The organism is Shewanella sediminis HAW-EB3 (assembly GCF_000018025.1).
GTDB classification, from domain to species: domain Bacteria; phylum Pseudomonadota; class Gammaproteobacteria; order Enterobacterales; family Shewanellaceae; genus Shewanella; species Shewanella sediminis.
The window spans coordinates 3,984,699-3,999,831 of record NC_009831.1 but is presented as its reverse complement, the minus strand read 5'-3'; the positions used below and the strand labels follow the sequence as shown (position 1 = coordinate 3,999,831).

The 15,133-nt window shown below is 48.1% G+C and carries 8 protein-coding genes; 2 read left to right on the top strand and 6 right to left on the bottom strand.

What is annotated here, in order from left to right:
* Nucleotides 1-252: 252 nt before the first annotated feature.
* Nucleotides 253-2,079, top strand: coding sequence for a S8 family serine peptidase (locus SSED_RS17210; RefSeq protein ID WP_012143624.1), 1,827 nt, complete (start codon nucleotides 253-255; stop codon nucleotides 2,077-2,079).
* A 153-nt stretch (nucleotides 2,080-2,232) separates the two neighbouring features.
* On the opposite strand, the gene SSED_RS17205 is transcribed toward SSED_RS17210, so the two are convergent.
* From SSED_RS17205 to SSED_RS17190, 4 genes are all read right to left on the bottom strand, one after another.
* Nucleotides 2,233-5,220: a PKD domain-containing protein gene (locus SSED_RS17205; protein WP_012143623.1), complete on the bottom strand. Its 2,988-nt coding sequence runs from the start codon at nucleotides 5,218-5,220 to the stop codon at nucleotides 2,233-2,235.
* A gap of 243 nt (nucleotides 5,221-5,463) precedes the next feature.
* Nucleotides 5,464-5,844, bottom strand: a complete 381-nt coding sequence (locus SSED_RS17200) for a hypothetical protein (protein ID WP_012143622.1) — start codon at nucleotides 5,842-5,844, stop codon at nucleotides 5,464-5,466.
* A 23-nt stretch (nucleotides 5,845-5,867) separates the two neighbouring features.
* On the bottom strand, nucleotides 5,868-7,454 hold the full coding sequence (locus SSED_RS17195; RefSeq protein ID WP_041421762.1) for a S41 family peptidase: 1,587 nt from the start codon (nucleotides 7,452-7,454) through the stop codon (nucleotides 5,868-5,870).
* A gap of 248 nt (nucleotides 7,455-7,702) precedes the next feature.
* Nucleotides 7,703-9,847: an OmcA/MtrC family decaheme c-type cytochrome gene (locus SSED_RS17190; RefSeq protein WP_012143620.1), complete on the bottom strand. Its 2,145-nt coding sequence runs from the start codon at nucleotides 9,845-9,847 to the stop codon at nucleotides 7,703-7,705.
* A 753-nt stretch (nucleotides 9,848-10,600) separates the two neighbouring features.
* On the opposite strand from SSED_RS17190, the gene SSED_RS17185 reads away from it, so the two are divergent.
* Entirely contained in the window at nucleotides 10,601-11,335 is a 735-nt protein-coding gene (locus SSED_RS17185) for a DUF599 domain-containing protein (protein WP_012143619.1), read from the top strand.
* 119 nt (nucleotides 11,336-11,454) lie between these two features.
* Here the strand turns inward: SSED_RS17185 and SSED_RS17180 are convergent, their stop codons facing one another.
* Nucleotides 11,455-13,392 (bottom strand): sensor domain-containing phosphodiesterase, encoded by a 1,938-nt coding sequence (locus SSED_RS17180; RefSeq protein WP_012143618.1) that lies wholly within the window; start codon nucleotides 13,390-13,392, stop codon nucleotides 11,455-11,457.
* A 257-nt stretch (nucleotides 13,393-13,649) separates the two neighbouring features.
* Nucleotides 13,650-14,939: an O-acetylhomoserine aminocarboxypropyltransferase/cysteine synthase family protein gene (locus SSED_RS17175; RefSeq protein ID WP_012143617.1), complete on the bottom strand. Its 1,290-nt coding sequence runs from the start codon at nucleotides 14,937-14,939 to the stop codon at nucleotides 13,650-13,652.
* Between the last annotated feature and the right edge of the window lie 194 nt (nucleotides 14,940-15,133).

The following is a 15,133-nucleotide window of genomic DNA, read 5'->3' as shown; positions in this document are numbered from 1 at the left end:
ACAGGAAGCCTGTTATCGGGGAAAAATAGGTGTTTGCGATTGGTAGATTTTAAATGTGACACAAAGTATTAGATTATACTTACATTTGTTAAATCTTTGTTGTTCTATTGTTATGTTTTGTGATGTCTGTTAGTTTCTAAAGCGTTAAGCCAACGATAATGTCGAAAAAAGCACGCTCAACAGTGAAAAGTGTTGCGGCATTATTCAGTAGCCATAGTAACTCTATACTAAAAAATAAATCGGAGAGACTTTATGAAATTATCTAAAATTGCGGGTGCAATCATTGCCCTGACAGTGAGTGTATCGACAACCGCAAAAGCAGATGACGATCGTTATATTATTCAAGTGGACAATAACAATAAAGGCATCGTTAAGGCGTTAGCTAACAAGCTTGGTGCTCAAATACATGTAGATGGAAATGGTTTTATTTCGGCAACGTTTGCCGGTAAAGACCTTTTACAGGTTAAAGGGTTACTGAATAACCCACACATTAAACTGGTCGAAGCCGACCAACGTCGTCACCTGATGTCTGCCTTCAGTGATGATGCGGGTAACCCTATGACTGAGCAGGTAACGCCTTATGCGGTTTATCAGTCTCAGGCCGATCAGCTTACCTTTAATGCCAATGCCGGTATGAAGGTTTGTATTATCGATTCGGGTCTGGATAGCAGTAATGGTGATTTCGAGTGGAATAACATTAGCGGTGACAATGACTCGGGTACGGGGAACTGGAATGACCATGGTGGCCCACATGGTACACACGTTGCGGGTACCGTAGCTGCGGCAGATAATGGTTTTGGAGTTGTAGGTATGGCGCCGGGCGCCGATCTGCATATCATCAAGGTATTTAATGAAGATGGCTGGGGCTACTCATCAGATTTAGCTAAAGCTGCCGATCTATGTAGTGCCGCGGGTGCTAACATCATCAGCATGAGTCTTGGTGGTGGTGGTTCAAACTCTACCGAATCCAATGCCTTTCAGGCATTTACCGATGCGGGTGGCTTGGTCGTGGCCGCTGCCGGTAACGACGGTAATAACGTACGTTCATATCCTGCGGGTTACCCCTCTGTGATGATGATTGGTGCGAACGATGCCGATAATAATATCGCCGATTTCTCTCAGTTCCCAACTTGTCTGTCTGGTCGCGGCAAGCGTGCGAAAGATGATGAGACTATCTGTGTCGAAGTGACGGCAGGTGGTGTCGATACCCTATCGACGTACCCTGCGGGTATGGCTACATCGGCAAACATGACTGCCGATGGTGTGGCTTACGCGAGCTCCGCGATGGAAAACTCTGGTGCTGTTAACGGTAGTACTTACTACATGGGTACCGCCGAGGCGACCGACGGTGGTGCTAACGGTAATATCTGTGTGATCGATCGCGGCGTGATCTCTTTCCACGATAAAGTGGCTAACTGTGAAGGTTCCGGCGGCGTTGGTGCGATCATCATCAACAATGAAGCGGGTATGCTCTATGCCACTTTAGGTGACACCAATACTACAAGTATCCCGGCTGTTGGCGCTGCCTTCGAAGATCGAGCGGCGTTGTTAGCTGCCGGCAGTGCGAATATCGATATCGGTACCTCTGACTTTGGTTTCATGAGTGGAACCTCGATGGCGACACCTGCGGTTTCTGGTCTTGCGGCGCTGGTTTGGTCAAATCATAACGAGTGTACGGGTACAGAAATTCGTGAAGCACTTAAAGCGACAGCCATGGACAGCGGCGCTGCGGGTAAAGATGATTACTTCGGTTACGGTATCGTCAAGGCGGCTGCAGCCGATGCTTACCTGACGGCTAATGGTTGTGCCGGTAACGGCGGTGGCACAGAACCAGGTGGTGACTTCACTCTTTCTGCGAGCGGTTATAAGAGCAAAGGCGTGAAGAAAGTCGACTTGAGCTTTAGCGGTGCGGCGGGCAGCAATGTCGATGTGTATCGTAATGGCAGCATGATTACTACTACATCGGCAAGTTCGACTTATACTGACTCAATCACATCTAAGGGCGGCGGTTCATACACCTATAAAGCCTGTGATGAAGGTACATCGACCTGTACTGGTGAGCAGACGGTTAACTTTTAAGTGATGTGTCGCCTCGACAGTGTGTTAAACCGTACTCGAAGCTACTGAGCTTAATTAAAGAAAAATAAAAACCGCAGCCTTCGCTGCGGTTTTTTATTATGACAAGCGTGCGTGGTGTAACCATCTGTTGCAGGTTCCAAGAGAACCGTGATTTTAAAAGATCACAGTCACCACCTCCGAGCAGTCTCCGCCGCCGGCGTTACACACCTGAATAGAATGATTGCCACCGCCTTTCAGGCCGGTGTTGAGATCGTAACCATAGGGTTCACTACTTTCTGCGCTAAAAGTAACGGCGTCAGCATTATCGAAGTAGATATCGACATCTGGGTATTGATACCACTGCAGGTCGATATGTTTAATTCCCTTAACCTTCCTGCCAGTGGCGGTGAGGCTGATGGGGCTTGCAGCATCGGTGGTGGCCGAAACGGTATTGGACTCAAGCGAGCTGCCATAACCGTTAAAGGCACTGATGCGGTAGTAATAGGTCGTGCCTGCCAATAATCCGCTATCGCTGAAAGTGGTGACATTAGCCCCTACCGAGCCTGCTGAGCTCCAGCTGCTTTGGTCGGTTGAGCGCTCGATATTGAAGCCAGATTCATTCTCCGATGTTTCAGTCCAGGCGATATCTATCTGGCTCGATGATATTGGCGTCGCAGTCTGCATGGACGGCGTTGCTGGCACATCACCGTCGAGCAGGGTCTCGCTACTGATATAGAGTTGCTGGATATAGACGGTATCTAAGCCTCGGCGTCCCGGGGTGTGATTTGTGTCCTCGACACGAATGCGTACATCCCCGCTGCTGCCCTGAGGCATAAAGAAAGACTTAAGTCCCACATTGTCAGTGTTCTGTACTCTTGTGAATTCGACATAGTCTGCGCCATTCACTGAGTAGGAGAAGCGCATCTGATCGCTGTCTGAAGAGCCTGTCATCCAGGCGTTCAGATGTATGGTCACTGTGTTACCCGATGAGACATTAAATAACCAGGTATGTAGCAAATAGCTATAGCGACTGCTTTTTCTGCCGCCGGACTCCCGCTCCCTAATTGTCTGAGCCGAGCTGTTATCGAAGGTGTCTGTGTAATTCCCTCCTACCGTACCCGAACCTAATATCTCGCCTTGTGCATATTGGTCCAGATAAGCCGGTGGTGAGATACTGATATCCGACAGTGTGACGCTATCCTGAACGCCTAAGTTATCGGTGACGGTCAGACTCGGAGTATATGTACCTTGAGCCGCATAGAGATGACTCGGATTGGCGGAAGTTGAACCGTTGCCGTCGCCGAATAGCCAGGCATAGGTAATGGTGCCCAAATCATCCTGATCTTTTGAGCCCGTACTATAGAATTGAACGCTATGGGGGGCGGTGCCTGAGTAGCTGTCGGCGTTGGCGATCGCAATCGGCGAGCGGTTAACCACAGAGATGGCCAGCGTGTCTGAGTCCGTGAGGTTGTCGGTATCGGTAACGGTCAGAGTGACATTATATACGCCCGGGGCAAGATATTCATGAGACGGACTCACTCCACTACCCACTCCACCGTCGCCGAAATTCCAGCTATAGTCGGTGATCCCGATATCATCGGTGGAGGCTGAACCATTGAAGAACGCGGTGATAGGTGCATATCCCGGAACATAACCAACTGAGACGGCGGCGGTCGGGGATTGTAAATTGCCGTCATTTTGCACGCTACCATTGATGGTATACCAGCCTAAGCTGCCGTAATCACTGTAACCGGTAGAGAGCTCGCCTTTACCAGTGCCATCCACCTTGAGGTAGTATTCTCCGCCGCTGGCAAAGCTGCCGCTGATCGCCGCGGGGAGTGAAGAGCTGGGGTTATTGCTGGCTATCAGAGTGCCTGAACTGTTATAGAGCTGAGCCAGAATATCCAGGTTCGGGCTTACAGCGGATGGCGAGATATTCAGAGTGAAACTTCCCGCGCCGGCAGTGAAGCTAAACATGTCCATATCATCACGGCGGCGTATCAGGCCGTTGCCATCGAGTGTGGTCGTGTCGCCATTGGGAGTTTCGCTTAACGCCGAGGCATTAGCGATACTATCGCCGTGATCATCGAGCATCAAAGGCGCGCCGTAATTCTGTATCACCTGAATATCATCTTGTTGCTGGTTCGCCTGGGGGTATTCCCCCTTGCTCCATTGGACGAGTTCGCGGTAATAGCCGACTCCCATGATTGGGGCCCAGCCAGTGGCGCCGGATCCATGTCCCTGGTAGTAGCTGGTGCCATCACTCTGTCCGTCGTGGCTAAGCCCAAGATTATGGCCGGCCTCATGAGTGATCGCTTCCCCTGCGCCGACAACGCTAGAGTTAAATACGAAGGCGGGTTTGTAATAATCGCCATTACTGCCGTAATCATCGAATATTCTTAAATAGGCGAAACCGCCGCAGCCGCAATTGGCGAAGTTATCTTGCGTGATAATAACCCGAGTTCCGAATGTCTGATCGGAAGAGGTGGTTCTCGTTATCTTGTCTGGTGAGGGTTCCTGGGTTGTCACATTTACATTAAATGGGGCAAAGTCTTCGGCTACCTGTTGCCACATCAGATAAATTCTATCGAGTTCGAGTTGAGTGAAGGAGGCCGAGGTACCGTCTGTGTTATAGGCGGGGGAGTTTATCGTGGTGACATTATTGGAGCTATTCCAGGCGGTACCTGTGGTTGTGTGACCGTCGAAATCGAGAAATATGGTTCGCGGTGCCCCGGGGCGGCTATTGAGACTAAAGGTCTCTACTTCATTGAGTGCAGTTTGGATTTCGCCGCCAGGATCGGATTCGGCGAGCTCTGTTGGTGCTTCAACTTCTACATAGAAGATATGAGCTCTGCGATCTAACCATACCGTCTTATCGGTTCTGATCAGTTTGGCAAACTCTGAAGTTGTCATTTCATATGCCGCCGCGACATCCGGCAGCTTATCGCCTAAAAGCCCGATGGCGTGTTCGCCATTGGCGGGTTCGGGGAGGTTGACGTCAGGGAAGGCTCGGTGCTGAGCGCCGGGATTAGAAGTAGCATCAGAAATGGTATTGGTGTTCGTCGTTGGGTTAGCAGCATTGGCATCTGATCCTGATAAACCTGCTGCAGATAAGGATAGGCTTAGTAGCGCGACCCTTATGATGTTAGCTCTGTAATCCATTACCGTTCCCCTTATTTAAGCGGCCGATAGTTACCTTAAGTCTAGCAGAGGCGCAGGTTTGAAGCGTTTTGTTACATTGTTTTCAATTCAAGTCGCGAATATCTTTAAGAATATTTTTTAGGAGAAAGGGGCTTTTTACCGAAAATAAGCGGTGAAATGATTAGGTGCTATGAGTCTTGGAAGAGGCAAAAACAGGCCGTAATAGGTTACGGCCTGTATGATCGATTAACTATTATTGATTAACTACTCAGCTATGCATTTCGATAGCGGTAAGGGACGATTTTGGTCACTATCTTCGTGATAGACAAAGCACTGCTTGCCCTGAATTAAAAGCTGAACCATATCGGGCATCTCAAAGTTTCGTCCCATGATCAGCTGACCATTGGGATCGGTATGAGGGGCACGACTGAGTGATAAGCGGCTGCTTTGCGTAAATGCGTCGTCTGCAATCAGTACCTCTTCAACCTTCAATAGGCTGGCTATCGCTTTCTGGAGTTCCGCGATACTCTCGGTCGAACTATTGCTCAGCAGCGCTGGGCTAGCCTCACTAACCCGCAGGTCCTGAGCTTGTAGCGAGCAGCCGGCGAGCAAGAGTAGCATTCCTGGTAAGTGGTGAATTTTCATCTCAACCTCTACTATTGGCTCGGTTACTGCGAGCTTTGAGTTAAAATACGGTTATTGTGCAGCACATTCTGGCTTCGGGTATCTTCCAAAATGAAACCGGTATCGATGAACTGAGCTCTTGGTTTTGCTTTAGCCGCCTTGCCCAGAAGCGTTGGGCATCGGTCGTTAGCGCGATAGTAAAGAGCGGCATTAAGCAATCGCTCATCGGTATCGCCTAAGGCATGGTTGAAGTCATCGCTCAGGCTACATCCGGGGATTTCACTTTCCAGAGTCGGATTGACGCTTGGGACGAAACCATCGGAATAGTCGCCGAAGCCTTTATCGTTCTCGCCTTTAAACTGTACGGTAAAGAATGTGGTGCCACAGTTTGGTGTCGGGTAGAAGCCATAAGGCTTGCCGCAAGTGGTATCCCCTATCTGGATAACTTCAATATCGATGCCGCGCAAGCCGTTCATCAGCGCCTCGCTGGCTGAGCAGGTATTGGCTGTCGTGAGAACAAACAGACGAGACAGGTTCAGGCTTGGCAGAGACTGACCGGCTCCGAGTAAGGAGGCATTAAAGCCAAGGCTCTCACTAAAGAAGGGCATAGGTGTTAAAGCCTGGCCCGTGACGGGATCGGTATTGGGGTGTTTGTCATTGAAGGTGCTGCGTTCAAATATTTTACCTTGGGTTGCCTGATTGCCGGCGATCATATAGCCAAGTTGACCAGCCATCGCTAGCAGGCCTCCACCGTTATATCTGAGATCGAGCACTAAGTCATCAACCCCTGCGTCGCTAAGGGTATTGACTGCATCGAACAGGCCACGCTCCGCGGTAGCGATATGTGAGTTAAATTGCAGGTAACCCACTCTTCCCGTGGTCGTTACTATTGTTGTAGTGTTCTGAACCGGGGTAGAGACAATAGTCTGCGCCGTCAGGGTCATATCACTGAAGGTCTGGCCATCTAAGTGTTTAAATGTGAAGTGGGTATGCTGGCCGGCGCTGTCGGGAAACAGGCCTCTGTTGAGGAGCGCTATGCTGGCGCTATCGGCCGCATCTTTTACATTCACGCCATCGATCTCTGTGACCACGTAGCCACGGGAAACGTGCTCGATCGATGCCGGCGAGTTTGGCTCGACATAGGTCACTGTTATCTTTCGGTCCTGAGTACCATTGGCCTGCTGAATGAAGAAGTGAGCGCCGTAGCCCACGGCGGCACCGGACTGGTTTAACTGTTCCCACTCGCTGGTGGGCATTGAGGAGTGGAATTTGTCCTTGGTATTACCCGTAGCTGACAACTCCTGGGTTTTTAACTGATTGAAATAGGGGATAACACCGAAAGGCGCCGGGTCGATATCGGCAATTTCGTCATACCAGAGGTAGGTATCGTTGCTCCAAGACCTTAGCCAGAGTTTCTCCGTCAGTTCGGAGCCAGTCTGATCGGCGGCACATTGACCGGCAAGTTCACTGTCGGGGGCAAATACCCCTGCCACCCATTGCGGCGTTCCAGAACTCCCGCCACCCGAGGAGCCCGAATCACCGCCCGAATCGGAACTGCCACCACAACCCGTTAAGGAAAAAAGGGTTGAAGTGAGTAGCAGTGTCAGTGTTTTTCCAGAGAGTAACTTCATAAATATTCCCTTATTAAACTCATGTTTCATATGGATACGAAATGAAAGGTGTGTTAATTGCTTGTGGTGTTTGTATTTTATACCACAACTTCCTTTTTGCGTATGCCGCACTTACCATTCTTTTTTGATGGGAAAATAAAAAGGCCTGAATACTCAGACCTTTTACTATTTTTCTACCGATTAATTTAGCCGCAAAGTGCTCGGCTAATTGACTCGGTTTCAGCTAGGTTGCTACATCTCTTCGAATATCAGAAACGGTGAGACTCTGCTAACTTGTCACTGGAGTGACACACTGAGCAAGCCTCGCCAGATAGTGTTACATCGACCACGACATCACCGTCGAAAGTGGCATTCACACCATCTTCAAGCTTCATTTCAAAATCAGCCCCATTTTGAATCATATGGTTCTTAAGTGAATCACCGCCATATGGGCCATGGCAAGACCAACATGTCGCGGCTCCCGGGCTGGTGGCAAAGAAGTCGGCGTCGACTTCATGGGTATTACGTGTGATTAGTGCATTCGACTTCTCAATCTCTTTAAGGTTGGCACTGCCATCAACATGACACTGAGAACAATCGTTTAAGCGTGCAGGGTACTTAAATACACGGTTTGATGCTTCACCCATATTCTGTTCTTCACGGTTTTGTGCATGTAAGGCATGAACAAAGGTGTTCCATGAGATATGGTCGAGTACCGGGTCTGCTGGTGCCTGCTCCAGTGCCATATGACCTTTATCCCACTCGGCATTGCCTAAGTTATGGCAAGCGACACACTGCTGCTCTAAGTCATTACGACGTCCGTGGTAACCGTACGCTTGATCGCCATGACAGGATGCACACAGTGCATTATCTACAACTTGGCGACGGCTATTATCGGTGAGTCCCTCTAAGGTAAAGAAGACTGATTTAGAGCGAATACGCTCAACCAAGGTGCCATCAGGAGTTGGAACACCGGTTTTTTCATCGGCCTTAACTTGTCCCTCAATCGCTAAGATCCCCGTTTTGAGATCGGTACCGATAGGAATGATCACACCGGTTGAGTTCTTAGATTTATCATCATCAAGCTGACCGGAAATGATGTAGGTGTATTCACCGGTTGCAGGGTTAGATGAAACAGGGTCAATAGATTCAAACTTGAAGTTAACGGAGTGGTTGGCTAAGCGGCCTAGTTCACCCGAGTCTTTAGTTTCAGTGGTTAACATGCGGTAGCCCGCTTCCATGTCCCATGAAACTGAGGCGCGAAGGGCATTAAATACCTTGGCTTCTTTTGGACTGGTGGCTAATGGCGTGTCTTCACTGTCCAGAATTTTCACGGTGAAGGTAATTTCAGCCGTGTTGTAGCTGTTGCCATCACGAACAGAGGTGCCTTGTAGGGTTGAAACTTGGGTTACATCGACACTATAAGCATCACGTGCCGCTTTTTTCGCGTCGACCTTAGTCAGGTGATATTGGGCTACATCATGACAAGTGGCACATGAGAATTGCATCTCTGGACCATGTTTTAGCTCTTCAGACGCGTGGCAGCTTAAACAAGCTTTATCATTCGTGGTATTTGCTAACCATTCTGCGCCATTTGGAAGGGCGTCGGTGGCTTCGGTGACATGACAACTGGTGCAATCATATGAGCTAATGACAAGCTCGCCATCGAGGCCGTTATGCCAGCGGTGAGCGCGTTCAACCATACTGCCTTTAGAGTCTTTTTCACCTGTCGTATGACAAGTCGCACATGCTTGTACATTATTGGCGTAATGTGGAGAGCGATCATAGCTGTCATAACGGGCATATGCGATATCGGTATGGCAGGCATTACAGCTTGCAGTGTCGATCATTGAACGAGTGGTTGTCACCGCCGAACCATCCATCATAAAGTCCACTTCAGGCATGATGTCTTGTACACTGCCAATGACCGGAATGCCGCCATAGGTTTGTAGGCGAACCATGAAGCGGTGTGGAAGATCTTGGTTAAATGTATAGTCCTTTCCACTCAAATCAAGCTCGTTTACGGGAGTGGTGTTGATTACGGTATAAGATCCATCTTGATGATCCGTTAAGCAGTCTTCAGCTTCGCTGGTACAGGTGACATACCCTAAGCCCTGGCGTTCGGTATAGCCTTGTTCCGATGTGGCCAGTTGTGAGCTCAGGAAGCGAACCGAACCGATACCGACCACAGGCTGATTAAGTTCATTTGTGATCTTAAAGCTCGCAGAACGCATGCCGGCATCATCGATACCATATTCAAGATACTCCAGGTGTAAGCTTTCGGCTGATTTTGCGATAATGATGCCACTTCCACCGTCGGAACCATCGGCTCCATCTTTACCATCGCTACAACCCGCTATCATTCCAGTCATGATAAGACTCAGAACGAAGCTCTTGTTTATTTGATTTTTCATCATTGCTCCAAATAGAACGTGTTTTTATTATGTTGTTATTTTTTTGTGAATATTATTAATTTGCAGGGTTTAATAAAATTTTTAAGTCATACCTTTTAGTTTCTTTTATACCTATTTGTTGGTGCTTCTGTATAAAGCGCTTCAAATATTAAACAAACATTAATATGTTTGTTTTTTCCAGAATGATTTATGTAATGTGAAATAGATCTTTACTTTGTAAAGGAGTAAGTTATTTGTCACTTATAGTAATGAGTGTGTTTATCATTTCTGAAGTGGATATAGCTTCGATAGCGCGTCGCGCTTGCATGCCTGCCGCTAACATGCTGTTTATTATTTGTTTTGTTGCCGCGACCTATGCGTGTCAAAGCTTTCTTGTTTACAATTAATTTACGTATGCTTTTAATTGCTCATTATTAAAGGCATCTTGTTATTTAGTGGTAGCTTAATTTGTGTTTTTTTATGGAAGCACACTTTATTTACCGGTCGATGTACGTTAACTTCAATAAGTTTAAATTTGGTTTCTTTATTAATATCTGTTCGAGAGTGAAACGTGGTATATGAAGGCGTGAGTGGTTTTATCTCTTCAGTCATCTGTTTTTAGCTGAACTATTTACAGGTCATTCGAGAGCATTAAGCCTGCATGAATTATCCCATATAGAATCACTACTACTTAGTGCGTTTATAACGGATCATGGCCAGCTAAGATTAAAACTGCTTTAATAGTGACTGATGTTGAATTTTATCAGGATTGTTATGGCTTTTACCGTTTTGGATCTCATCTCTTTAATCTGTTTTATCTGTTGCTGGGTCGGCTACACCTCCTTTGCACGTCGTAAAGCCAAGACCACCAACTGTATCGCTCGTTGTCTGCATCAACATCGAATTCATTGGATGAACGAGTTGATGACCCGTGAGGTGAGAGTCGGTGAAGCGGCACTTCTGGCCAATCTTGAACGTAATATTACCTTCTTTGCCTCGACTACCATGCTGATCCTTGCCGGTGTGCTAACGTTATTTGCTCAGGTTGAGCGCTTAGAGGCTGTGATTGCGTCAATCCCCTATACGGCGACCCCTAACGATGCCTTGATCCAGCTGAAATTAAGCTTATTGACCTTTATCTTCGTGATGGCCTTTTTCCAGTTTACCTGGTCGATGCGTCAATATGGTTTTCTCAATGTGATGGTCGGCGCCGCACCCATCGACCCAACGGGTGGCGGGGATGACAGACTTCGCTGCTATGCAAAACAGATGGCGATAGTGCAAGATCAAGCGGCGCACTCATACAATTATGGACTCAGGGCCTATTATTTTGCTATGGCGGTCTTGAGCTGGTTTTTCCATCCGGCCCTGTTCATCGTAACCAGTCTGTTTGTGGTCTATACCTTGTATGCTCGGGAATTTAACTCTAAGGCCGTGGTGGCCATTACATCCGGAATGCAGGTGTTGAATGAGCAGGAAGATAAGAAAAAAGCTTCCCGGCTCAAGTGAATAGCGGTTAAGACTTGACTCCACTCTCGGCTAGGGGGAACTATTGCATTGTTTAGATCGTTTGCATCGTTATCCAACACTGTAATTTGTTGTTGGAAGAACGCTATTCCATATAGGCCTTACTCTGTCAGGTAGTTTGACTCAAACTCATCGGCACTGGTCGGTTTGCCGTAGAGATAGCCCTGACCATAATCACAGTCTTCACTCTGGATAAACCGATCTTGCTCCTGTGTCTCAACCCCTTCGGCGATCACATGTAGGTTAAGCTTCTTACCCATGGCGATAATGGCCCGGGTGAGCTCTCTGTCCTGCTCATTCTTCTCTAGGTTGGTAATAAAGCAGCGGTCAATCTTCAGGGTATTAAATGAGTATTTCTGCAGATAACTTAATGAGGAGTACCCGGTACCGAAATCATCGAGAGAGATACGTATTCCCTGTGCTTGTAGCTTTTTGATCGAGTCATGGGCTAAGTGTTCATCCTGTAACAAGATACCCTCAGTGATCTCGAGCTCTAATGAGGTGGTGGGTAGCTGGTACAGAGTAAGCAGATCGGCGATATGCTCGGCAAAGTTGGGCGCTCTGAACTGCAGTGGTGATATGTTGATGGCAATTCTAAAGTCACTTTGCTGTAAGGCCTGCCAGTGAGCTGCCTGTGCAAGTGCACTATGGAGTACGAAGTTACCTATCTCGATGATCTGACCATTATGCTCGGCTAAGTTAATAAACTTGTCGGGTGGCACCTGTCCCAAGACCGGATTATGCCATCTCAGCAGAGCCTCTGCGCCGAGTATTCTATGGGTCTTTAAGCAGACTAAAGGTTGATAGTTAAGGTATAGCTCTTGATTATTGAGTGCATCGACCAGATGGCTCTCCAGTTGATAGCGCTGTTCTATACTGGACTGAGTATCTTGATTGAAAAAGCTATAACGGACTCCTTCGGTTTTACTTATGCTCATCGCAGCGCTGGATTTTTGTAGCAACTCCTCTGCCGTTGTTGCGTCGGTGGGGAACTGGGCAATCCCCATGCAGGAGGGAATGGTAATGGTGAACCCAGCAAGAGAGAAAGGGGCGTTACAGCAGTCTAATATTTTTGTTATCAGCTCCAGATCATTGCTTGCGGTTTTCTTATGGGAGCGGGCGATGACAAATTCAGAACCGGCAATGCGGGCGATTAAGGTATCTTTATCTAAGTACTGTTTTAATCTTTGACTGAATTGAGAAAGAACCTGATCGCCGATGAGGTAACCATAACTGTCGTTAATCGATTTGAATTTACGCAGACCGAAATAGAGTACCGTGACAGTTTCGCTCGCTTTGCTCTGTTTAAGCATCTGAGTGAGCGAGTCGATCAAGCCGGAACGCATAGGTAGTCCCGTGAGTTCATCATAGTTTTTTGAGTATTCGAGGCTAAATTCTGCCGAGGTTCTGTTCTCTATCTCCCGGATAAGTTTTGTGCTGAGTTCGGCCAGTTCATGGGTTCTGAGTTGCACCCTCGTTTCCAGGAGTTGATTCAGGTGTTGCAGCTTTTCTTGCTGGTACAGGGTGGCAAGGTTGGTGACTACCGCCTCTTGAAATCTGGCTAACAGGTGCCTGAATTTTTGGCTGTAACTGTGCTCCTTATTGTCGAGCATACATATGGTGCCGAAGGGAGTGTTATCGGGCCAGAGTAGGGGTAAGCCACAGTAGGCTATCATGCCAAGTTTTAGATCCGGGTTATTATCCCAGTCGCTGTCTTTTAAGGCGTTGGGAATATGCAACTCACAATTTTGCGCGATAACCGTTTCGCAGTAGAGACCCTTGCCTAAGTTATCGTTGTCATAGCGACGGTAGGGGTTTCCGGTGCTCTTGCTTGATGCAAACACCTCCATCTTATTGTCATTTTTGTGTATTCGCATGATGAGCACGGCCGGGGTGTCTACAATCTCAGAGATCAGATCCAGTGTCTGTTGCCAGCTATTGAAGATATCTTCGGGTACGCATATCTCGGTGGTATTGACCGATATATCATCAAGCAGGTGTTCGTCTTGTAAATGCCGTTCCGCGGCCTTAATCATCATCTTGCAACTGTCCTTTGTAATCGATTCCCATTAGTAAACTATAGCTGTTATATTGAATAGTGATAAGGCCTTAGCTTATGCTTTTAAAGGCTATTTTTGACTATTCATCCAGTAGGTTATGCGTTATTTATCTAACCATAAGAAAAGCTTAGGTTATCGGGGGCAAGCATACTTGGCTGCTCGATACCCGATAAAAAGGGGGGGCAAGCAGCCAATATGTAGGACCGTAATGGTATGGTTACCATTACGGATTGGCGTTAACCCGCCTGTTCCAGCGCCTGTGAGACATCGGCGATGATGTCATCGATATGTTCGATACCGACTGAGATACGTATCAAATCCTCACTTACGCCAGCCTTAGCCAGCTCAGTTGCATCTAACTGTCTGTGAGTGGTCGAAGCCGGATGGCAGGCGAGAGACTTAGCATCACCAATATTGACCAGTCGCAGTACCATCTTAAGGGCATCGATAAAGCGACCCCCCGCCTCTTTACCACCACCGGTCTGGTTCGATTTTATGCCGAAGCTGATGATCCCGGAGGCTTTGCCGCCCGTGATCTTGTGGCAGTTATCCTGGAAGGGGCTATTGGGCAATGCTGCGTAATTGACCCAACTCACCTTTGGATGTTGCTGAAGATATTCGGCTAAGGCCAAAGCGTTGCTGCAGTGACGCTCCATTCTCAGTGAGAGGGTTTCCAGTCCCTGAAGTAGCAAAAAGGCGCTTTGGGGAGCGAGTGCGGCGCCGGTATTACGCAGTGGTACGACGCGACAGCGTCCGATAAAGGCGGCGGGTCCGAAGGCTTGAGTATAGACGACACCGTGATAGGAGGGATCGGGCTCGTTCAGTAGTGCGAAACGCCGAGGGTGCGCGGCCCAGTCAAACTTGCCCGAGTCGATAATCACACCGCCGATGGTCGTGCCGTGGCCGCCGATATACTTAGTCAGTGAGTGGATCACGATATCGGCACCAAATTCAAATGGCTTACACAGCACAGGGGTCGCCACGGTATTATCGACAATCAAAGGCACGCCATGCTTATGGGCGATGTTGGCCAGACGTTCGAGGTCGACAATATTCCCCGCCGGGTTACCGATAGATTCACAAAACAGTGCCTTGGTATTATCATCGATCAAGGCTTCCAGGCCGTCGAAGTCATCGAAGCCAGCCATGCGTACATCCACTCCCTGACGCGGCAAAGTGTGGGCAAACAGGTTGTAGGTGCCCCCATAGAGTTGACTGGTGCTGACAATATTATCGCCTACCTGAGTCAAGGCTTGAATGGCGTAGGTTATCGCAGCCATGCCCGATGCCAGGGCGAGTGCGCCGATCCCGCCTTCGATGGCGGCCAGTCGCTGTTCTAACACATCTGTGGTTGGGTTCATGATGCGGGTGTAGATATTTCCCGGCACTTTGAGATCGAATAGATCGGCACCATGTTGAGTATCATCGAAGGTATAGGAGGTCGTCTGATAGATGGGCACGGCCGCTGCTTTGGTCGTCGCTTCAGATTCATATCCGTGGTGAAGTGCCAATGACTCGAGTTTCATATTGTCTCTGCCTATTCCTTTGAGTGAAAGTTGAACATAACAAATGGACGTCTAGAAGTCTAAATATTTACTTTTTAACTCAATAAAACTGTATAAGTCATGAAAAATGGGCCATTTCACAATTATTTACCTTACTTACATAAGCTTACTTACCAAGTGGCCGATAACAATGATACAAATACGCATCTTGTGTT